Annotated in this window: 21 protein-coding genes, 1 tRNA gene and 1 pseudogene; 13 read left to right on the top strand and 10 right to left on the bottom strand. The window is 40.5% G+C overall.

The window, feature by feature from the left end; genetic code table 11:
- Positions 1-99: 99 nt before the first annotated feature.
- A tRNA-Val gene (locus tag LZD48_RS02930) sits at positions 100-172 on the bottom strand.
- 74 nt (positions 173-246) lie between these two features.
- Positions 247-441, bottom strand: a complete 195-nt coding sequence (locus LZD48_RS02925; protein ID WP_235761240.1) for a YjfB family protein — start codon at positions 439-441, stop codon at positions 247-249.
- Positions 442-998: 557 nt separating this feature from the next.
- On the opposite strand from LZD48_RS02925, the gene LZD48_RS02920 reads away from it, so the two are divergent.
- The 6 genes from LZD48_RS02920 to LZD48_RS02895 all read left to right on the top strand — a co-directional run bounded on the left by LZD48_RS02920 (position 999) and on the right by LZD48_RS02895 (position 7,590).
- On the top strand, positions 999-2,738 hold the full coding sequence (locus LZD48_RS02920) for an ABC transporter ATP-binding protein (protein WP_235761239.1): 1,740 nt from the start codon (positions 999-1,001) through the stop codon (positions 2,736-2,738).
- Positions 2,728-4,557, top strand: coding sequence for an ABC transporter ATP-binding protein (locus LZD48_RS02915; protein ID WP_235761238.1), 1,830 nt, complete (start codon positions 2,728-2,730; stop codon positions 4,555-4,557). Before LZD48_RS02920 ends, LZD48_RS02915 begins: the two co-directional genes overlap by 11 nt.
- Positions 4,558-4,621: 64 nt before the next feature.
- On the top strand, positions 4,622-5,347 hold the full coding sequence (locus LZD48_RS02910; RefSeq protein ID WP_235761237.1) for an alpha/beta hydrolase: 726 nt from the start codon (positions 4,622-4,624) through the stop codon (positions 5,345-5,347).
- A gap of 474 nt (positions 5,348-5,821) precedes the next feature.
- Positions 5,822-6,334 (top strand): YjcG family protein, encoded by a 513-nt coding sequence (locus LZD48_RS02905; protein WP_235761236.1) that lies wholly within the window; start codon positions 5,822-5,824, stop codon positions 6,332-6,334.
- 4 nt (positions 6,335-6,338) lie between these two features.
- Positions 6,339-6,764, top strand: coding sequence for a GNAT family N-acetyltransferase (locus LZD48_RS02900; protein ID WP_235761235.1), 426 nt, complete (start codon positions 6,339-6,341; stop codon positions 6,762-6,764).
- Positions 6,765-6,885: 121 nt separating this feature from the next.
- Positions 6,886-7,590, top strand: coding sequence for a DUF421 domain-containing protein (locus tag LZD48_RS02895; RefSeq protein ID WP_235761234.1), 705 nt, complete (start codon positions 6,886-6,888; stop codon positions 7,588-7,590).
- Between the two features lie 24 nt (positions 7,591-7,614).
- On the opposite strand, the gene LZD48_RS02890 is transcribed toward LZD48_RS02895, so the two are convergent.
- Positions 7,615-7,872, bottom strand: a complete 258-nt coding sequence (locus LZD48_RS02890; protein ID WP_235761233.1) for a hypothetical protein — start codon at positions 7,870-7,872, stop codon at positions 7,615-7,617.
- Between the two features lie 221 nt (positions 7,873-8,093).
- On the opposite strand from LZD48_RS02890, the gene LZD48_RS02885 reads away from it, so the two are divergent.
- Positions 8,094-8,573, top strand: coding sequence for a CotY/CotZ family spore coat protein (locus LZD48_RS02885; RefSeq protein WP_235761232.1), 480 nt, complete (start codon positions 8,094-8,096; stop codon positions 8,571-8,573).
- A 71-nt stretch (positions 8,574-8,644) separates the two neighbouring features.
- On the opposite strand, the gene LZD48_RS02880 is transcribed toward LZD48_RS02885, so the two are convergent.
- Positions 8,645-9,091 (bottom strand): CotO family spore coat protein, encoded by a 447-nt coding sequence (locus tag LZD48_RS02880; RefSeq protein WP_235761231.1) that lies wholly within the window; start codon positions 9,089-9,091, stop codon positions 8,645-8,647.
- Between the two features lie 156 nt (positions 9,092-9,247).
- On the opposite strand from LZD48_RS02880, the pseudogene LZD48_RS02875 reads away from it, so the two are divergent.
- Positions 9,248-9,588, top strand: a pseudogene (locus LZD48_RS02875) (sporulation protein); the annotation flags it as partial.
- A gap of 114 nt (positions 9,589-9,702) precedes the next feature.
- Here the strand turns inward: LZD48_RS02875 and mgtE are convergent.
- On the bottom strand, positions 9,703-11,088 hold the full coding sequence (mgtE, locus tag LZD48_RS02870) for a magnesium transporter (RefSeq protein WP_235761229.1): 1,386 nt from the start codon (positions 11,086-11,088) through the stop codon (positions 9,703-9,705).
- A 240-nt stretch (positions 11,089-11,328) separates the two neighbouring features.
- Between mgtE and prpE the strand changes: the two genes are divergently transcribed.
- Positions 11,329-12,069: a bis(5'-nucleosyl)-tetraphosphatase PrpE gene (prpE, locus tag LZD48_RS02865; RefSeq protein ID WP_235761432.1), complete on the top strand. Its 741-nt coding sequence runs from the start codon at positions 11,329-11,331 to the stop codon at positions 12,067-12,069.
- On the opposite strand, the gene LZD48_RS02860 is transcribed toward prpE, so the two are convergent.
- Genes LZD48_RS02860 through yjbM form a run of 3 tightly spaced genes read right to left on the bottom strand, consistent with a single transcriptional unit; the run spans position 12,066 to position 14,438 of the window.
- Positions 12,066-12,956: an RluA family pseudouridine synthase gene (locus LZD48_RS02860; RefSeq protein ID WP_235761228.1), complete on the bottom strand. Its 891-nt coding sequence runs from the start codon at positions 12,954-12,956 to the stop codon at positions 12,066-12,068. The two genes, prpE and LZD48_RS02860, sit on opposite strands and share 4 nt — an antisense overlap.
- A 15-nt stretch (positions 12,957-12,971) precedes the next feature.
- Positions 12,972-13,790: an NAD kinase gene (locus tag LZD48_RS02855; RefSeq protein WP_235761227.1), complete on the bottom strand. Its 819-nt coding sequence runs from the start codon at positions 13,788-13,790 to the stop codon at positions 12,972-12,974.
- A gap of 39 nt (positions 13,791-13,829) precedes the next feature.
- Positions 13,830-14,438, bottom strand: coding sequence for a GTP diphosphokinase (yjbM, locus tag LZD48_RS02850; RefSeq protein ID WP_235761226.1), 609 nt, complete (start codon positions 14,436-14,438; stop codon positions 13,830-13,832).
- Positions 14,439-14,572: 134 nt separating this feature from the next.
- On the opposite strand from yjbM, the gene LZD48_RS02845 reads away from it, so the two are divergent.
- From LZD48_RS02845 to LZD48_RS02830, 4 genes are all read left to right on the top strand, one after another.
- The gene (locus tag LZD48_RS02845; RefSeq protein WP_235761225.1) at positions 14,573-15,160 is read left to right on the top strand and encodes a CYTH domain-containing protein; all 588 of its coding nucleotides are present in this window, start codon (positions 14,573-14,575) and stop codon (positions 15,158-15,160) included.
- 95 nt (positions 15,161-15,255) lie between these two features.
- Complete coding sequence (locus LZD48_RS02840; RefSeq protein ID WP_235761224.1) at positions 15,256-15,642, top strand: globin domain-containing protein; 387 nt, start codon at positions 15,256-15,258, stop codon at positions 15,640-15,642.
- A gap of 18 nt (positions 15,643-15,660) precedes the next feature.
- Complete coding sequence (locus LZD48_RS02835; RefSeq protein WP_235761223.1) at positions 15,661-16,521, top strand: DsbA family protein; 861 nt, start codon at positions 15,661-15,663, stop codon at positions 16,519-16,521.
- A 752-nt stretch (positions 16,522-17,273) separates the two neighbouring features.
- Positions 17,274-17,453 (top strand): hypothetical protein, encoded by a 180-nt coding sequence (locus LZD48_RS02830; RefSeq protein ID WP_235761222.1) that lies wholly within the window; start codon positions 17,274-17,276, stop codon positions 17,451-17,453.
- Between the two features lie 36 nt (positions 17,454-17,489).
- On the opposite strand, the gene pepF is transcribed toward LZD48_RS02830, so the two are convergent.
- Positions 17,490-19,298, bottom strand: a complete 1,809-nt coding sequence (gene pepF, locus LZD48_RS02825; RefSeq protein WP_235761221.1) for an oligoendopeptidase F — start codon at positions 19,296-19,298, stop codon at positions 17,490-17,492.
- Between the two features lie 105 nt (positions 19,299-19,403).
- On the bottom strand, positions 19,404-20,579 hold the full coding sequence (locus LZD48_RS02820; protein ID WP_235761220.1) for a competence protein CoiA: 1,176 nt from the start codon (positions 20,577-20,579) through the stop codon (positions 19,404-19,406).
- Positions 20,580-20,668: the final 89 nt, after the last annotated feature.

Genomic DNA, 20,668 nt, shown 5'->3' with positions numbered 1-20,668 from the left:
CAGTGATGCTTCATTGTATCGGAATCTATTACTGGAAGGGGCACGAAAAAAAAGGCGTCAATCCTCTGATATACAAAGGATTGACGCCTTTTTAGATAGTGATTCCGATTGGGCTCGAACCAACGACCTCTACCCTGTCAAGGTAGCGCTCTCCCAGCTGAGCTACGGAATCGTTTTTTCAACTGCAAGATTTAGTATACAATAAATTTACATTTCTTGCAAGCAACATTTTACATTTCGTATTTTTTATACTTGAATATCAATTTTTCCACCTAAATACGGATGACCTGCATCCGGTGCACTTACACCTTCATCCAGCATTTCAAGCATATCATTCGCTTGAACTTTTCCAGTGTCCATCATCATTTTCATTACTGAAAGGCTTGCTTGCTGCTTCACTTGGGATTGGCTTAATACTGTAGAAAGCTTTGCAATATCCATTTCCTTACCCCTTTCTCTGTAAATCATTTGACTATATCTATTATACCATATCTATGAACGTTTCCAAGTCTCTCTTTCTATCAATTTGATAGCTAGGAGCAAACGAGAAGCTCCCACTGTATCGAACCAACGACCTCTAAGCGCTCTGCCAACTGAGCGATGAACAATCATTCTAAGCGTAAGATATTGTATATACTGACCTATATATTTGCGTTGAATTAAGGATTCTGTTTTCCTTTACTGTCTATTATTGAAAATGCTTTTACATACAAAGGTGTTAGGATTATAAATGTAACCGTTACAAGTAATCCATCAGCCATTAAGTCAATAAAGGCTCCATTCATCACAATGATGGATAGTAAAATTAAAACTATCAGTAAATAAACATAATCAAAACTCATTTGTTTAAAAATAGGAGGTTTCAAATAAATGAAACAAAAAACACCAATCATTATACAAAACTTCGACCCCCGAAATATGATAGTGGATAAATAACCCGGTTCCCCTTATAATAATTAAATAATTGCTATTATTTTTCTTGCTTGGAGGGTCAGCGTTTGAAAAATGTTTTTTCCTTTTTAAAACCTTATAAAATATCCATTATTTTGGCTTATATATTTATGTTTTCTGAACTGATTATCGAGCTCCTTCTCCCTTTATTTCTCGGGTTGATGATCGATCAGGGAGTGCTGCAGGAAGATGTAGGAAATATTGTCATGTGGGGAGGCATCATGATTGGACTCGCAGCTTTATCCCTCGTTGTCGGAGTGTTGAACTCATTCTATTCTTCTCATGTCAGCTTTGCATTCGGTTATGACCTAAGACAAAAGCTGTTCTCCCGCATCCAATATTTTTCCTTTAAAAGCTTAAGTAATTACCCAACTTCAGCACTTGTGACACGCTTTACGAACGATATTCGCCAGATTCAAAATATGGTCTTCATGGCGCTTCGGATCATGGCAAAAGCCCCTTTCCTTGTGCTTGGCGGAGTGACGATGGCATTTATTGTAAATACACGCCTAGCGTTGATCTTTCTTGTGACAGTTCCTTTACTCATACTCTTTTTATTCCTTGTGATGAAGTATGCCAGTAAGATGTTTTCGAACGTTCAGGCGAATGTCGATCACGTCAACCGGGTTATGCAGGAGAATCTTGCAGGCATGCGGCTCATTAAAGCGTTTGGGCGTAGGAATTTTGAGAAAGACCGCTTCACGAGTGCAAATGAGAATTTAGCGACTTCAACGAAAAGTACTTTCCGCTTTGTGGAATCCACGATGCCGATCCTTTTATTTATTATGAACTTAAGCCTCATCTTCATCATCTGGTTCGGAAACGTCCAGTCGCTTGCCGGGAATGCAGCAGTTGGAGAAGTTGTTTCTATTGTCAATTATGCAATGCGCGTTGCGATGGCAATTTCGATGTTTTCCTTTATTATTATCATTCTCTCAAGAACGAAAGCATCGGCAGAACGGGTAAATGAAGTACTGACATTAGAAGATGAAGGTGAGTCAGAGTATGATGAAGCTGAAACAGAGGGTAACATTGCAATTAAGGATGGTACAGTGGAATATCGCAATGTATATTTCCAATATCCTGCAACAGATGAGGTTATTTTAAAAAATGTTTCCTTCACGATTCAAGCAAAAGAAACCCTTGCGATTATGGGCGCCACCGGATCGGGCAAAACATCAATATTCCAACTGATGCCAAGACTTTTCGACCCGACTAAAGGAGAGGTGCGGATTGACGGACAAGCAATTAATTCCTATGCCTTTCATACCTTAAGGGGCAGTATTGGATATGTACCGCAAAATCCGCTCCTATTCACCGGAACGATTCGAGATAATATCGTTTGGGGAAAAGGTGGTGCGTCTGATGCAGAAATGATACAAGCCGCAAAAGATGCACAAATTCACGATACAATCATGCATTTACCTAAACAGTATGATACGAGAGTCGGACAAAAAGGAGTGAATCTCTCCGGCGGACAAAAACAGCGGATTTCGATTGCAAGAGCACTGATCCGGAAACCGAAGATACTCATGCTTGATGATAGTACAAGTGCACTTGACCTTGCGACAGAAGCACGATTGCTGCAGGCAATTGAAGCATACAGCTGTACCATCATGATTATTACACAAAAAATTTCCACCGCAAGAACTACTGACCGGATCCTATTAATGGATGAAGGAGAAGTGCTTGCAATAGGGACACATGATGAATTACTTAAACAATCCAAGCTTTATCAGCAGATTGTGGAATCCCAGCACGGAAAGGAGTATGCAAATGTCGAATAAAGACTGGAAGGCTCCCTTCCACTATGAGAAGATCAAGCTTGATTCTATCCAGGTCAATCAAGACAAACGGGCGAAAAATATGGGAGCTACCCTAAAACGGATTTGGGAATACCTCTCCCGGCAGAAAGGGATGCTTTTTCTCGTCATCTTCATGGTGTTTTTTAGTTCTAGTCTCGGTTTACTTGGTCCCTATCTGATTGGGATGGCGATTGATGATTATATTGTAACCAGAGAAACAAGTGGACTTGGAACGCTGCTTCTCGGCTTGATTTTTGTTTTCCTCTTCCATTCACTTACGATTTTCTTACAAAACTTCTGGATGATTGGCATTGCCCAGAATACGGTATTTGACTTGCGAAAGGATTTATTTGAACAATTTCACAGACTGCCGATTTCTTATTTTGATAAACGGCAACACGGGGAATTGATGAGCCGACTGACAAACGATATCGATAACGTCAATAATACGCTCAACCAATCGGTCATTCAAATCTTCTCAAGTGTTCTGACGCTTGCCGGAACCTTGATTGTCATGCTTATACTCAGTCCGATCCTAACGGTTGTTACGCTCGTCATTGTTCCTCTCATGTTTTACGCGATGAAATGGATCACTTCCCGCACCGGTCCGCTCTATAAAATGCAACAAAGACATCTTGGGGAAGTGAATGGTTATGTAGAAGAAATTATTTCCGGTCAACATGTTGTGAAGACGTATTCGCAGGAAGAGAAAGTGATTAACGGGTTTGAAGAAAGAAATAATGAATTAAAGCGCACTGGTTTCTGGGCGCAGATGATTGCCGGTCTCATTCCGAAGATCATGAACATGCTGAACTTCTTAAGCTTTGGATTAATTGCCCTTGCTGGTGGCCTGCTTGCGATTTACAGTAATCAGGAGCTTGTTACAGTTGGGATTATCGTTATATTCACGGAGTATGCCAGACAGTTCACCCGGCCTTTGAACGAGCTTTCCAACCAGTTCAATATCCTTTTATCCGCGATTGCCGGCGCAGAGCGTGTATTTAATGTGATGGATGAGGAGATAGAAGAACGGGATGAACAGCATGCAAAAGAACTAATGGAAACGTCCGGGCACATTATATTTGATGAGGTTCAGTTTGCTTATGAAGCGGATACCATCCTGGACGGGATAAGCTTTGAAGCAAAACCCGGCGAGACGGTTGCCTTTGTCGGACATACTGGTGCAGGGAAAACGACAATCATTAATCTGATCTCCCGCTTCTATAATTATAATTCAGGGGAAATTACCTTAGACGGCATCGATATAAAAGACATTACGAGAAGCAGCTTAAGAAAACAAATGGCTTTCGTCCTGCAGGATGCCTTTCTGTTCCAAGGAACCATCAGAGAAAATATCCGTTATGGAAAGCTTGATGCAACGGATTCAGAAGTCGAACAAGCTGCAAAAGATGCGAATGCACATGACTTCATCACAAAACTTCCCAATGGGTATGATACAATTCTCGATCAATCGGGAAGCGGTATTAGTCAGGGACAGAAACAGTTGCTCACGATTGCTCGCGCACTGATTGCCAATCCATCGATTTTGGTTTTGGATGAAGCGACAAGTAATATTGATACGATTACAGAACTCAAAATCCAGGAAGCTCTTAAACGGCTAATGGAAGGCAGAACAAGCTTCGTCATCGCCCACCGGCTGAATACAGTCAAAGAAGCAAATACCATCATCATGCTCGAACACGGAAAAATCATTGAAAAAGGAAGCCATGCTGAACTTATTAAGCAAAAAGGTGCTTATTATAATCTTCATGAAAGTCAACTGCTTGAACAGGCAAACTAAGCAATAGAACAACAACTACAGACATGATATTATAAAGTTAACATATGAACAAGAGGTGGAATCATTGGCACGAAGAGGGAAAATGGTCGACAAAGAAATCGAGAGCAAATATTTAGGAGAAACAAAAGTATTAAAAGTTTATTACCCGGAAAGCTTCTCAGACTTATACAAGTACAACATTTGCATGATGTTCGACGGGGATGATTATTATCAGATGGGACGGATTGCAACCTTTAGTGACCGACTGCATGAAGACTATGAACTTACGAACACAATATTTGTTGGGATCCATTACAAAGATGCGGAGGATAGACGGAGAAAATACCATCCAAATGGAAATGAATACGACGCTTTTACGAAGTTTGTCGTGAAGGAAGTTGTTCCGCTGCTTGATGACCTCCTTCCTACGTATCATATGGGGAAATCGCGTATTCTGATGGGAGACTCACTTGCCGGAACTTTTTCGTTACTGACTGCTTTGCGGTATCCGAATACATTCGGAAAAGTAATTCTGCAATCCCCTTTCATCGATGAACCGGTGATGGAACAAGTAAAACAAGCAAAAGACCTAGCCGCACTTGATATATATCACACAATCGGCGCAAAAGAAGACGAGGCGAAACTAACGGACGGAAGCACCGTAGACCAATTAACTCCGAACCGCGAACTAAAAGCCTTATTGGAAGCTGGAAACAGCAATTATCTCTATTACGAGTTAGAAGACGGCGAACATACGTGGAAATATTGGCAGAAAGATATGATCCGTGCATTAACGTCCATCATCGACTAGAAAAATACAGCAATTTTCATCTATATTATTAACTTTCTGAAACAAATGTAGCATAATTTTCTAAGTTTGTTATAATTGAAAACAAAGGTGGAAACGCCCGTTTAGCAACGCATAAACTGTGCCTCCCAGGATGGGAGGTAGTCCGATGTTGCCCCAGGAAGGGGCGAACTTAATCGAACCTCCTTTTTACCGGAAGGGAGATAAAGGAAACTCAGGCGAGGATGGTGAGTTGATGTTGAGTTTCACCACAAGGGTATAAGTGCGACTAAGCCTCTGGCTGAAGCCAATCGGCAAGTCTTCTTTATCGATTAGAGGAGTGTGAAGTTTGATTGTTGTTGGGCGTTGGAACCGGACGTGGCTAGGGTTAGCGATGTTGGTTAACCACAGCATTTTCGATTTAGAGTTTACTACGCAAAATAAAATTACCTATCTATGTGCACTCAAACAGACTACTAATAAACGGGAGGTTTTATGATGAACTTTGGAATCGCTTTTTTTCCGTCAAAAGAAATTCAAGATGCAGCCAACTCCTATAGAAAACGTTATGACCCACGCTACACACTCATCCCGCCTCATATTACGTTAAAGGACAGTTTCAAAATTGAGGATGGTAAGATGGATGAGACTGTCACGGAGTTGAAACGAATCGCAATGGAAACAGCGCCTTTTCCGATTCACATTACAAAGGTAAGCTCCTTCGAGCCTGTGACCAATACAATTTATTTCAAAGTTGAAAAGTCTGAGGAAATCATAAAACTGGAAGAGAAACTGCATAGTGGAAAATTTGAAGATACCCGGAAGCATCCTTTTGTACCGCATGTCACCTTAGCACAGGAACTGACTCATGTGGAATTTACGGATATCCTTGGGAGACTCAATATGGAAAATCATACGTATGAAGATACGTTTGACCGTTTCCAGTTATTATATCAATTAGATAACGGACAATGGACGGTCCATGAAACGTTTGTACTTGGAAGGGAATAATCGAATGGATTTACGCATTGTGACAACAGAGAAAGAAAGAGATGACGCCACCCTCGTGCGCATGATTGTCTTTGTAAAAGAACAGCATGTTCCCGAAGAAGAAGAGCTTGATCAATACGACAAGACAGCTATTCACTTTGTTGGATATGTTCAAGATGAACCGATTGCTGCCAGCAGACTGCGTTATGTGGACGAATATGGTAAGCTGGAACGAATCTGCGTACGAAAAGAGTTTCGTGGTAAACATTTTGGCAAGATGATAATAGATGAAATGGAACGAAAAATTCGAGAGGACGGCTACCTGAAAGCAAAGTTGAACGCTCAAACCCATGCAATTGGATTTTATGAAGACCAAGGTTACACGAAGTTATCCGATGATGTTTTTATGGATGCCGGAATTCCGCACGTAACGATGATAAAAGAATTATAATGAATAAACCGTATGAAAGCATGCGGTTTATTTTTTTAGCTTTTTCCCCAATTGATAAGTGGTTACCGAATAAAATGCTTGGTAACGGTTAAGCTATACTCGTTGATTGGAGGAGATTCCTATGTCTGGCTATGCCGAAATGTTTTTTGACCTTGTCTTTGGCTTCTTTGCCTTATTCGCATTGACGAAAATTCTTGGTAAAACACAAATATCCCAAATCACAGCATTTGACTTCATTTCAGCAATTGTCCTTGGGGAACTAATCGGTAATGCTCTTTATGATGATAAAGTCGGTATTCCTCAAATTGGATTTGTCGTCATTGTCTGGGGTGGTTTAATGTATACGACAGAATATATTACCCAGCGATTCAAAGGTTCACGTTACCTGTTGGAAGGAAGTCCGGCAATCGTTATCTATAATGGAAAGCTTATCCGTGACGTAATGAAAAAGAATAAATTGGACGTCAATCAATTGAAACATATGCTGCGGGCGAAGGACATCTTTTCTATGGATCAAGTGGAATATGCAATCCTTGAAGCGAACGGGACAGTCTCGGTGTTAAGGAAATCGGATTACCAATCACCGACAAGGAAAGATATGAAACTCGCGGCACAACCGGTTCAATTGCCGATTACATTAATTAATGATGGAGAAATAATTTATGATAATCTCAAGGAGAGAAACTTAACGGAGGATTGGTTGCTTGGGGAACTAAAAAAACAAAATTACAAGCTGGAAGATATTTTTCACGCGGAGTATGAAAAAGATAAAGACCTGCAAATATACCCGATTCAAAATCGGAACCATCAAAAATGGGATGTTTAACCGTTTCTTAAACATCCCATTTTTTTATATTGTTTCGCTGAAGATCCTCCCTTTTCCTGTTATCTCCGCATACGTCTCCTCTACTGCTTGCTGATGTTGTGGTGTCCTCGTTTTATAATTACTCGGGAATAAACGTTCATATTCACTGGACACTTCTTGATGCTTTCTTTCCAATATCGGACGAAAGCTGGCATTTACCGGTGACACAGATAATTTATCCGAAACCGCCCGTTCTTGATAATTGATGTACTGATATCGATCAACCGGCATAATATAACCCATCAGCTCCCCCTCCCTTTCGTCTTTACTTTGTATTATATGTTTCGGTATTGAATATTGATTTCTGACGGTACTCCTATTAAACGATACCCTTTATTCTGAAAAATATGCCTACTTTAGCTAGACAATCACACTAAATTTGGATGAGATTTGCCCACACCAACCACCTATTCACACATATGTTATTACAGAAAGTCAATAATTTGTGAAAGGAGTAATTATGTATGAGTTGTGGTTGTGGAAAAGATTATAACACAGGGAACTGTGTCATCGACGTGTTGAAAGAAATAGAGAGAGCACAGAAAGATGTAGTGGAGCAATGCTGTAACACAAGTTGCGAACGCTCAATCAATGACCTGCTTGGCGAGACAGATACGAACAATGGTTTAGATACTGTACCAGTTATTCTATACTGTAAAGACGGGTGTAAGCCATTTAAAGGATTTGGAGCAGACCGTAAATGGGAGGAAAAAATTGGCCCAATTGTAGCAAGCTTCATTTTCCGTGTGAAAAGCATTGATGATGATGGTTGTGCAGTCTTAGAGTTGTTATTAGCACATGAACAGCCATGTGGCTATAACGACTTGAAAGATCCAACCGAGCAAAAAACAAAAAATTTACAAGCAACAGGAATCTGTATTACGGTTGACTTGCATTGCTTCTGCCACGTTACATGTCTTCCGGCAATTAGCGTCTTTAACTAAGCATGATGAAATAAGCGCCCGAATGATGAATTCTTTCATCATTCGGGCGCTTACCTTTTTTGACTCGGAAATTATAGACTAAGCAAGCGAATCCGTTCGATTGTTTCATAAGGGAGCTGGAGGCTTCTTCTTCCGCTTCGTATTGTAGCTGCTCCGTCCTTATAATCTAAAACAATGCCCTTATAACTGCGTTCGGTCGTTCTAATTTCACAAATCAGCCGTGGTGCATAAGAAGGTTTATCGGCTAAGTAAATGAGCTGCTCCTCAACCGTCATATCCTGAAAGTTTTTATCTTTCTCTCGTTCCGTGTCATCTGTTTCGCTTTCATCTGAAACTGAGTTATGATTGTAAATCGGTACCGTTCTTTTAATCCGGCCGGGATTGGATGGTTTTTCTTTTTTTTCTGCAGCTTTCATTTTGGATGACCGATAGTACTCTTGCATATTGGCATTGATCTTCTCTGTGCGAGCCTGGTGAATATATAATAATGGAGCCTTGGCATACCGTTCCTTATCCAATATCCGTCTCCCCTTCAATTATAAATTTTCATAATCAGTATATGCCGAAGACGCCCAGCCGTGTGTAAGTATATTGGAACAAAATAAACGGATTGAAATATACTGTTTAAAAAGCCTAATCATTTAACATCCATTAGGTCTTTAGAGAGGATGGATAGTTCTAAAATAATCCTTGGGGTGCCATTATATGGATACGACTGGGAACTACCTTATAATCCCAATACGATAGCAACTGCCATTTCGAACCATGATGCAGTCGATCTTGCAATGCGTTCTGGCAGTCCGATTCGTTTCTCCGCAGAATATGCGTCACCTTATTTTTACTACGCTGATCAATTCGGACAAAGCCACGTTGTTTGGTTCGAAGATTCTACGAAAAGTTTTCGCTTGTTAGAGAATACGGGCTTCTCGGTACGGGAGCTTGGCAAATTGGTCTTGGCTTTACACAAGGGCCTTGGATTTTGACTAAGTTTTTTAATATTAGAAAGGTGACATGATATTTATTTTCCCGATTTAATTCGGGTATTCTTTGAACCTCCCAACACGGAGGTCACGAGTGTTCTTGGTTTATTTTAAAAAAAAGGGGGGATCACTCCACCCCCAGCTTCCATTCACACAAGATACGACATGAAAGTTGTTGCCATGCCGAAATAGATTAGGATCGATGTAATATCGTTCAAAGTCGTGATGAATGGCCCAGATGCAACCGCCGGATCGATGTTCAATCGTTCCATGAGCATTGGAATGAAAGCTCCTGCGATTGTCGCTACAATCAGAGATGCCATAATCGATACTCCAACAAGCATCCCTAAAACCAGATTCTGTTGCCAAATAAAAATAACGATAGAAATAATGACGCCGGATACGCTCCCTGTGATAACACCTGTCCCAAGTTCACGCAGCAACCATTTAAGGTTCCCCTGCTTGCCGAAATTGCCTGTTGCAAGCCCTCGAACTGCAACAGCTAGCGACTGTGTTCCAGAATTACCTGCCATCCCGGCAATTAATGGGATGAAAATGGCAAGGACTGCAACCTGTTCCAACGTTTCTTCAAATTGTCCGATCAAACTTGCAGTAAAGAGACCAAGGAATAATAAAATGATTAACCATGGCAACCGTTTTTTGGCTGCTTCAAACGGTGTATCGGTGTGATGTTCGCCATCTGCCACCCCAGCAAGCTTGGAATAGTCTTCACTCGCTTCCGCGTCTACAACATCTAAAATGTCGTCGACCGTAATAATCCCGATGAGATGATTTTGAAAGTCAACAACCGGAACAGCGAGAAAGTCGTAATCCATAAACAATTGTGCTACTTCTTCTTGGTCTTTGCCGACGGATACTGTAATGACCCATTCGCTCATGATGTCTTTAATCAACATATCGCTGTCAGAAATGATAAGGTCACGAATGGACAGTACTCCCGCGATCTTCTTCATTTCATCAACGACATATAAATAATAAATCATCTCCGCATCGGGTGCTTCTTCTTTTAACACTTGCATGACCTGCTCGACGGTTTGAGTATCGTATAAGGCGATAAACTCCGTCGTCATAATACTACCGGCTGTTTTCTCCTCATAATTTAAAAGGATTTTAATTTCTTCAGCAGCTTCCTGATCCATCAGCGTCAAAAAACTTGCGACTTCTTCTTTTTCTAATAAATTCAGAATATCAACCGCATCATCCGCTGGCAGTTCGGTCAAGATTGCCCCGGAATATTGTGGATCCATCTCCGTAAAGTATTCCAACGTATCTTCAAAATCCATACTTTCGATAATTTCGGCAAATTCCGCTGGAGACAAGTATCCATATATCCACTGGCGGAGCGGCTCAGGCTGTTCCTTGAAAAAACTTGCCTGTTCATACGTGTGCATATCAAGAAAATCTTCCCTAAAATTTTCAATATCATCTTTTTCAAGAGACGTTTGTAATGTATTAAAGCGAGCTTGATAGTTTTCTTCTTTTTCTGCTTCATATCTCTCTAATGATTCACTCATGTTCACCAATCCTTTCCTACAAACCTCTCTATGTATATATCCTTTCCACTAATGAACATTTAAAAACTACAGAAACTACTAATTACTTTCATTCAGTGTTCATTCACTAATTTTAGCTTTCTAATCGCCGTTCAGGAGCTACGAGAGGTGTTTGGACTGCGGACCTCCAGAAGAGAATAAGTTCTTATTTCATAATACGAGCGATATTGTGTACAATAGTTCATAAAGGAGGTACGAATGATGAAAGTTGATTGTATTGGAGATGTGCACGGATGTATCGATGAGCTGCACGATCTTTTCCAAACATTAGGATACCATTATGAAAATCAAGTTTTCAAACATCCCGGCGGACGCGTTCCTGTTTTTCTTGGTGATTTAACCGACCGCGGTCCGAACTCGCTTGCAGTTATTCGCCTCGTTTACCGAATGGTCGTCACAGAAAAGATCGCCCGCTATGTACCAGGAAACCATTGCAATAAATTATATCGCTTTTTTCTTGGTAATAATGTCCAACAGAAGCATGGACTGGAAACAACCGTTCAAGAATATGAAACCCTCGATAACAAAGAAAAGCAGCACATTCGAGAGCAGTTCATGTCTTTATATGAACAGGCTCCTCTCTATCTTGAAATTCCTGAAGTAAATGCCGTCATCGCACATGCCGGAATAAAAGAAGAATATATCGGTCGTACGGATAAGCAAGTGAAAAGCTTCGTCCTTTACGGAGATACTACCGGCAAGTCCGATAATTTGGGTAGGCCGATCCGACGTGATTGGGCAAAACATTATCACGGAAAGCGTTGGATTATTTATGGCCATACCCCAGTTAAGGCTCCACGAATCATCCATCATACAATAAATATTGATACTGGCTGTGTGTTCGGAAATGCATTGACCGCTTATCAGCTTCCCGAACAGACTATCGTTTCGGCCCCATCCACACAACCGTGGAATGAAGAGAAATTTCGTTCGTTCGATTAATCACTTGATAGTTGATTCATTGCCTTCACCATATCTTCCGGCAAATCAGTAACGACCGTAAGTGCTTTTCCTGTAAACGGGTGTAAAAAACGAATCTCATGGCAGTGGAGAGCCTGACGATTCAAGCTATCTTTTTTCCCGCCATATAAATCATCGCCTAATAAGGGGTGATTTATATATGAAAAATGAACCCGAATCTGATGCGTTCTCCCTGTTTCAAGTTCCACTTCCACAAGTGTATGTTCAGCTAACCGTTTCTTCACTTTATAGTGCGTTACTGCGCGTTTTCCAGTATCTGTTACCATGCGTTCTACAATGGAGGCTGGATTCCTTCCAATAGGCGCATCAATCTTTCCTTCTTTCCTGTCCATATGGCCCTCTACAATCGTCATATACTTCCTGTTGATTGTGAAGCGCTGTTGACTTTTTGCAAGGAGGCTATGGCTCAATCGGTCTTTTGCTATTAATAATAAACCAGAGGTATCCTTGTCCAATCTCGTGACAATATGGATTGTATGAGGGTTTCCGATTTTTTCATAATGGGCAAGGACTCCGTTTGCGACCGTGCCTGATTTATATTTCGGTGATGGAAGAGTTGGCATTCCCGGCGGTTTGTTGATTACGAGTACCGCTTCATCTTCATATTCAATTGTAAGATCAAGCTGTTCAGGAAAGAGCCACTTACTTACAGGCTCGGGAGGCAACTGTACTTCCAATATATCCCCTGCCTTCAGTTGTGCCCTTACCGTCTCCCTTACCTCATTCAGCAAAATATTACCTTTATCCGATTTTGCCGCAATTAAGATTCGTCTTGAAAAACCGCCTACTTGTTGTAAAAAGTCTCGGATTAACATTCCCGCTTGCTCGTTCTTGATTGTCCATTTCATTTATTGATTGCCTCTCTATTCTCCCATCCTATAATTCCCATCGGAAACGAATGAATCACGTACTCGGTTCCAGAATGGGAATTGCCTAAATCTTGCAAAGCGCGCTTTTTCCTTTGCTACGCGGCACTGGATGGACTTCACTTCTGAGTATGTGTTTGTGTAATGATCAATTGAAATCAGAAAACTGCTATCACGCATTGGACGCAACATGCACGTATGGTGCTGTGGCAAAATAAGCGGTGAGCCTATCGTACGGAAAACCCGATTATTAATCGAAGCCATTTCCGTTAATTGAATCGCTTCGAGTGATGGGTGGATAATCGCGCCCCCCAGTGCTTTATTATAGGCAGTACTTCCCGATGGTGTAGAAATACAAATACCGTCTCCTCGGAAAGTTTCGAAATGTTCACCCTTAATTTCAACATCGAGGACGACAGAAGAACCATCTGCTGTCTTGATCATCACTTCATTCAGTGCGAGTAACCGGTCTTCTTTTTCTCCCGTTTTCGAACGGATAATGACTTCGAGAAGCGGGTACTCTACCGTTTGGAATGGGGTCTTCGCAATCTCAATAATTAGTTTTTCCAACTCGTCAGGTGTGTAGTCGGCGTAGAAACCAAGATGACCGGTATGAACCCCAATAAAAGCAGTCTCCTGCAGGCGATGATGATAACGGTGAAAAGCTTCCAGAAATGTACCGTCTCCGCCAACTGATATGACGAGTTCCGGCTCTTCCTTACTATATTCCAAATCAAATTCCGTTAAGTATTGTTTCATCGTTGCTTTAATTGTTTTTGAACGATTATCGTCTCTTGACACAATTACAAATTTCATGATCTTCTCCCCCTTAAATGCGGTTGTCTTATTACATGATTACAACCGGTGGAAAATCCGGTTTGCTTCTTGAATTTCATTTTTAATTTTTGACATTTCTTCATCTAGATTAAAAGCTGCTTCTGCTGCAAGCTGTAATCGTTTTTGGATTTTTTCAGGTATTCTTCCTTTATATTTATAATTTAAGGAGTGTTCATTCGTCGCCCAGAAGTTCATGGCAAGTGTACGGATTTGGATTTCCGCAGTAACGAGCTTTCTTCCGTGAATCGTTTCGGTAGGATATTGAATAATCATATGAAAGGATCGGTAGCCACTGCTTTTCTTACTTTTGATATAATCTATTTCTTCAAGAATAGTAAAATCGCTTCTTTCACGCAACATGTCGACTACGGTATAAATATCATCGACAAATTGACAAACAACACGGATTCCCGCGATATCTTGGATTTCATCTGCAATCTCGTTCAGCGGTACTTGTCTTCTCTCCGCTTTTTCCAAGATGCTCGGAATCGGCTTTACCCTTGCTGTAATAAATTCAATTGGGGAGTGTCTTGATTCATGTTCAAATTGTTTGCGCATTCCTTTTAGTTTCACTTTTAATTCTTCTACTACCTGTTCATAAGGAGCTAGAATTACTTCCCAATTCACTGTCACCACTCCTCTTTCTTTTGAGTCTGTACCTAGTCTATTTTAACACATGCAGAGAAAAAGGCTATTCATTGCATATTACTTGAGAAATTGCCATAATCAATTATAATCACTTTACAACGGAGGCATTTAGAGTGGCACAGGAAATTGAAATTGAATTTAAAAACTTATTGACGAAAGCTGAATTTGATACATTACTGGAGACATTTCCCTTCCCTAAAGAACCAATCAAACAAACGAACCATTATTTTGAAACAGAAAACCTAGAGTTGAAAAAGCATCATAGCGCCTTAAGAATTAGGGAGAAAAACGGGGAGTTTACGTTAACATTAAAAGAGCCTTTTGGTGACAGCCTACTGGAAACGCATGATCAATTAACGCAAAAAGAAGCCGCAAGTTGGCTAAATGGGAAGCCTGCACCGAAAAAGAATGTTGGAAAACAGTTGGAACAGTTAGAAGTCGATTTCACCGATCTAAAATACTTCGGTGAGCTGTCAACCGAGCGCTGGGAATATCAGAATAAAGACACCCTCTATGTCCTTGATTACAGTACGTACAACGAACAGGATGATTATGAATTCGAGCTGGAAGCGAAAAGCCGTCCAGATGGGGAAAAAGTGTTTAAATGGGTACTGGAAACAAATCATATTCCAAAACGCCGGACACCGAACAAGATTGAGCGATTCTTCATGAATTTGAAAAATCTGGATGGAAAACATTAGATGCTATGTAAATAATCCCTGTTATAAATCAGATTTGTTGCTCATATACTAAACCCCTGCTACAATAATGAAAAACAAAATTAGGAGAAATCCATATGCAGGACATCAGACACCGCTCTATTTATGAAGCAATTGGCGGCTATAGTGAAATAGAGAAGATAGTTGACAGTTTTTACGCACGAGTAGCAAAACATCCGTTACTCATTCCGATTTTTCCGGAAGATTTGACGGAGACGGCAAGAAAGCAAAAATTATTTCTTACCCAGTTCTTCGGCGGACCGAGGCTTTACGAAGCAGAAAGAGGTCACCCGATGATGCGCAGAAGGCATCTCCCCTTCCCCATTACACCAAGCAGGCGTGACGCCTGGCTGGATTGTATGGAAGAGGCACTGGAAGAAGCACGTATCGATGAACCTTATCGGACGGTTATTTTTGAGAAATTGACGTTGACAGCTAATCACATGATGAATACACCAGAGTAAAAGAAAGGAGGACTTGATGTGAGCTGGCAGCAACCTGAGTTATTGAGTATGAATCACTCTAACCCATCAGCCACTTATACTGATTTAGATTCTGTTCAGAAGCCTGTAGAAGTTTATCTGTTTTTGGATCCTTTTTCCGCGGAATGTTGGTCTCTGCAATTTTATTTAAAGAAGTTAACATTAGAATATGGCAGATTTTTCACTGTGCGAGTGATTGTAAACAGCCGCTTTTCTTTAGTGAACAAGCAACAGGTACATGCTCCCTTCATTAGTCATGCAGCAATGGTGAGTGAAGGCAGAGAACGCTATCCAGTCACACATCCACTGATTACCTCCCTTGCCATTAAGGCATCTGAGCTGCAAGGTAAGCGGGCAGGGAAAGAATTTTTACAGAAGTTACAAGAAAAGCTGTTCATCGAGCACTTGAATATCTCTGAATTGGATGTCCTGTTCGCTTGTGCGAAAGAGACAAAATTAGATATGCAGGAATTTAAGAAAGATATCGTTTCACCTTCAGCAAAAAGAGCGTACCAATGTGATTTACGCCTTACGAATGAAATGGATGTCGATGCAATGCCGACGATGGTGTTCTTTAATCAGACAGTGGAAGAGCATGGTATTAAAGTTTCTGGATTATACCCTTACGAGATATATGAACTTGTTTTAAGTGAAATCTTACAATATCATCCGATTCCATCCACGAAACCTTCTCTGGAAGATTTGATAAGCCGTTCAACCATTATCGGCAACAAAGAAATTTCCATTATTTATGACTGGTCAGAAACAAAAACTTTAAGGGAAATGAAAAAATTACAATTAAAACAACTAGTGGAGAAAATGGAAATAAATAATGAAATCTACTGGAAACCAAAAATTTGACGGACTATTCATTAGTCGGTCTATTTTTTTGGTTTGGGACAAGGGGTCAGGTGGAGGCTGCTGAAAAAGTACACTAATTTCAAGCGAATGGAAACCGATTCCCAAATTTCATGTAAAATAACCTATGAAAGTGGGGAATAAATACCTGTTTTCACTCGATTTTGGTTATCAAAGTGGGAAAAATAATTTCCAAAATATGTTTTTCAGCAGCCTCGGTCAGGTGCACTGTCCCAAAATAAACAAAAAAATAAAGGATATACGGGGCAGCGTATATCCTTATTCCGTCTTTGTATGAATACAAAGGGGGGATGGGAGAAAGTTTCATGATCAAACAAAAGGGGTTTTTGTTTGTTTCAACTTATGTATATATCATAACAACTCATAATCAATTTGACAATAGTTTTGTGTGATAGTTCACAAAAAGTTCAAATTCTGGACATTTTGCGCCCGGGGTGGTAATTTTCCGTCCCCCTAAAACTTCTATTTAAAAAGAGCAAAAAAAAAGAGAATATACGGGGCAGCGTACATTCTCTAATATCCGTCTTTGTATGAATACAAAGGGGGATGGGAGAAAGTTTCATGATCAAACAAAAGGGGTTTGTTTGCTTCAACTTACAATTATATAGTAACAGGTATTTTTTCAGTGTGCAAGGGATATGTTCAAGTTTTCACAAATTGTTCAATAATAATTGCTCACAGTTGGTATATTTACGTTTCTGCATCATATTTTATACTAGACGAGGAGGATGCGTATGAATCAGTTGTATCCGATTTTATTGTTTATTTTAGTGGTGATTGCTTTATTTGTTAACATGATTGGTTTGATGCGGTTGATTCCATTATTTATAACGTTGCCTCTATTATTTATTTCGATTTATTTCATGATTTATTCTATTCTGAATCGAAAAAAAGTATATCGGCGCATGCGGTAAATAGGGGAGCGGTTATACAACCTGCTCCCTTTCCCATTATCCTAATAACTTTTCTAATTCCTCTAATCTTTCTTCAAATACATCTAGCGCGTCCAAGATTGGCTGCTTGGAGTTCATATTGACGCCCGCTTTTTTCAAAACTTCAATCGGGTAATCGCTGCTTCCTGCTTTTAAGAAATTCGTGTAGCGTTCGACTGCTGAGTCCCCTTCTTCCAGGATTTGTTTGGCAAGTGAAGTTGCTGCGGAATAGCCAGTTGCATATTGATATACATAATAGTTGTAATAGAAATGGGGTATTCTTGCCCATTCAAGGCCAATCTCCTCATCACTTACTACAGATGGACCATAATACTTCTTGTTCAAGTCATAATAAATCTCTGTCAGTCGATCTGCAGTGAGTGCTTCTCCGTTTTGTGCACGTGCATGAATGTCATGCTCGAACTCAGCAAACATTGTCTGGCGGAATACTGTTCCCCGAAAGCCTTCCAGGAAGTGGTTAAGGATATACATCTTTTCCTTTTCGTCTTCCAGGTTTTCCAGCAAGTAATCATTAAGTAGCGCTTCATTCGTTGTTGAAGCAACTTCAGCTACGAAAATTGAATAATTCCCATAACGGAATGGCTGATGCTTCCGCGAATAATAGCTATGCACAGAGTGGCCAAGCTCATGCGCAAGTGTAAATGTATTATTAATATTATCCTGCCAGTTCATTAAAATATAAGGATTTGTTCCATACGCACCAGATGAATAAGCTCCACTCCGCTTCCCTTTATTCTCTTCCACGTCAATCCAGCGATTCTCATACGCTTCTTTTAATATTTGCTGATAATCACTACCGAGTGGCTCAAGTCCTTTAGAGACATATTCTTGTGCTTTCTCGTACGGAACTTTCATATCAACCTCTGTCACTAATGGTGTATAGAGATCATACATATGCAGTTCCTCGACACCAAGAACCTTCTTCCTCAATTCTACATAACGATGTAATAATGGAAGACGCTCGTTCACCGCTTCCACGAGATTATCATATACTTCCTCTGGAATATGGTTGGCTGAAAGTGCCGCCTGTCTTGCAGATTCATAGTTACGTACTTTTGCATAGAAATTATCTTTCTTTATATTTCCGCCTAACGTTGCTGAAAAGGTGTTTTTAAATTTACCATATGTTTCATACATTGCCATGAATGCATCTTTCCGCACGCGGCGGTCTTTTGATTCAAGAAAAGTCGAGTATCTGCCATGAGTGACATCAACCTCTTCCCCGTCCTCATTTTTAATCGCTGGAAACGTCAAATCCGCATTATTCAGCATGCCAAAGGTCTGTGCACCTGTTCCAAGAGCTTCCCCTGCTTCTGCAAGCAATGCTTCCTCTTTTTCACTCAGGACGTGCGGGCGGCGTTTCGCGATATCCGCTAACACTTTTTCATAAAGCTTCAGTTCTTCCTTCTCCTCTAAAAATTCGTCCAGCTTGCCTTCATCCATAGCAAGGATCTCTGGAACGATATAGCTCATCGCACTGGATGCTTTCGTAAGCAGCATTTCCGCTTCCGCATTCAACCCTTGATAAAAGGAATTCGTTGTATCTTGATCATAGCGCATATGAGCGTATGTATATAATTTTCCGAGCCTGCTGGACAATTCATCCTGCAGTTTCAATAGATTATATAGCGTATCCGCGGATGTTGCTAACTTTCCTTGATACGCTTCGATTTCTGGAAGGTCTTTCCCAAGTTGAGCATGTTCTTTTTTCCATTCTTCATCATTTGGAAAAATATCTTCCAGCCGCCATGTACGCTCCTCTGGAACTTCACTTCTTGATTTCAATTTTTTCGTCGTATTTGACATCAAATTTCCTCCTTTATATCTGCTTACTATATTAATTCTAGAAAAATATAGAAAACCCCTTCTTTTAGTATAACGAATTAATGACGATTCATGCTCGAATGATGTTTATTTCTTTTGAAAAAGCTCTGTAATGAAGTCACCATCTTCTATCATTGCGGTCTCAAGCTGGTCAGGAAGATGAATCTCCGCTATTTTATGAAAGGAGTCAGCAGAGACATGCCGTAAAATGCCAGCCGAACAAAGATGTCTAAGATATTCGCGGACGGGTTGTACTGGAGTCACAATTAAGGGGAAGTATTCAGAGGGGAACAAATAATTTTGAACGATATGGTTGCAGGCTTGCGTCGTAATTACAGATCCGTTCGGTTTCACAGCGATCACCTCAAACAGAATCCAACTTTGCCATATCCAACCGGGCAGCTTCATGCGGTAAGCTCCTGAAACTGGAAGGTGAACAATCGCCGGCAGCTTTTCGAATTGCAGATCTTTCCTATATAACCAACGATGCCAATTCCGTTCTTCTCCAAACATCCTGCCTCGCCCTCTTAATCTGAAATAGTTCTTTTCCTTTTTCCAGATTGTTGCAAATTGATAGTTCGGTAAAAATTCCTTTGCAAGCAGTCCGGGAAACGTCAATGCTTCTAGTCGATTAATTGTAAGTTTCCCCATTGCACGGTTTTTATTTGTAAAAGTAAAATCTTGGAATTTAATGAGATTACGAGTGAAGGGGCAGTAGTAGAAAAGGCTTAATGGGTAAGCTTCGGTAAATTGATGGATGAACATGCGGGTAAAGGAGTCGATTTTCAGTACTTTATTTCCTTTTCGTTTTAATAATCTTTCGCCGAGAATCCAAACAACGTGGATGCCGGTTCTTTTATATCCGTTTGTTCTGCTAATAATTTCATCACTAGAAATCCTCGAACATTGATATTCTATTGCAATTTTACGTTTACGATAATAAAGCAGCAAATCTGGACGCTGGTTGATTTCCGGAAGATGCGCTTCAAGCTCTACGGTAAGATCTTGACCAAGAAGCCATTCATATAGATGAAGCTTCCCTTGCTCATGATAAGCACCCTCCCCTCCTCCTGATGATGGACAATTTGCGTTAGCTGTATGGGCAAAGTGAGCAACCACTTTCTCGCCAGCCCGCAAAATGACCTTCTCTTCACAAACCGGACAATAAAATGATTCACTATCAGCTTTTAATTGCAGCAGTCGATTCTTTGGAAGCAGTGCTGGGGTGATATATTTTCCATTTTTTGATTTTGCTTGCAGCATGCAAACACCTCCATGCCACTATATTCGACAAAAAATGAAAAAATCCTGCTATTTTTTCACATTTCCCCCAAAAAAATAGACATCCTATC

It is taken from the genome of Oceanobacillus alkalisoli (assembly GCF_021556485.1).
Classification (GTDB): Bacteria; Bacillota; Bacilli; order Bacillales; family Amphibacillaceae; genus Oceanobacillus; species Oceanobacillus alkalisoli.
The sequence above is the reverse complement of the archived record's forward strand: the minus strand, read 5'-3'. Positions and strand labels throughout refer to the sequence as shown.

Excerpts from the sequence above, each read along its gene's own strand:
- LZD48_RS02890 (WP_235761233.1), bottom strand. The coding sequence starts at position 7,872 with ATGGGTTATATTATGCCGGTTGATCGATATCAGTACATCAATTATCAA.
- LZD48_RS02820 (WP_235761220.1), bottom strand. The coding sequence starts at position 20,579 with ATGCTGCAAGCAAAATCAAAAAATGGAAAATATATCACCCCAGCACTG.
- pepF (WP_235761221.1), bottom strand. The coding sequence starts at position 19,298 with ATGTCAAATACGACGAAAAAATTGAAATCAAGAAGTGAAGTTCCAGAG.
- LZD48_RS02915 (WP_235761238.1), top strand. The coding sequence starts at position 2,728 with ATGTCGAATAAAGACTGGAAGGCTCCCTTCCACTATGAGAAGATCAAG.
- LZD48_RS02905 (WP_235761236.1), top strand. The coding sequence starts at position 5,822 with ATGAACTTTGGAATCGCTTTTTTTCCGTCAAAAGAAATTCAAGATGCA.
- LZD48_RS02885 (WP_235761232.1), top strand. The coding sequence starts at position 8,094 with ATGAGTTGTGGTTGTGGAAAAGATTATAACACAGGGAACTGTGTCATC.
- LZD48_RS02855 (WP_235761227.1), bottom strand. The coding sequence starts at position 13,790 with ATGAAATTTGTAATTGTGTCAAGAGACGATAATCGTTCAAAAACAATT.
- LZD48_RS02895 (WP_235761234.1), top strand. The coding sequence starts at position 6,886 with ATGTCTGGCTATGCCGAAATGTTTTTTGACCTTGTCTTTGGCTTCTTT.
- LZD48_RS02860 (WP_235761228.1), bottom strand. The coding sequence starts at position 12,956 with ATGAAATGGACAATCAAGAACGAGCAAGCGGGAATGTTAATCCGAGAC.
- prpE (WP_235761432.1), top strand. The coding sequence starts at position 11,329 with ATGAAAGTTGATTGTATTGGAGATGTGCACGGATGTATCGATGAGCTG.
- LZD48_RS02900 (WP_235761235.1), top strand. The coding sequence starts at position 6,339 with ATGGATTTACGCATTGTGACAACAGAGAAAGAAAGAGATGACGCCACC.
- mgtE (WP_235761229.1), bottom strand. The coding sequence starts at position 11,088 with ATGAGTGAATCATTAGAGAGATATGAAGCAGAAAAAGAAGAAAACTAT.
- LZD48_RS02840 (WP_235761224.1), top strand. The coding sequence starts at position 15,256 with ATGCAGGACATCAGACACCGCTCTATTTATGAAGCAATTGGCGGCTAT.
- LZD48_RS02830 (WP_235761222.1), top strand. The coding sequence starts at position 17,274 with ATGAATCAGTTGTATCCGATTTTATTGTTTATTTTAGTGGTGATTGCT.
- LZD48_RS02925 (WP_235761240.1), bottom strand. The coding sequence starts at position 441 with ATGGATATTGCAAAGCTTTCTACAGTATTAAGCCAATCCCAAGTGAAG.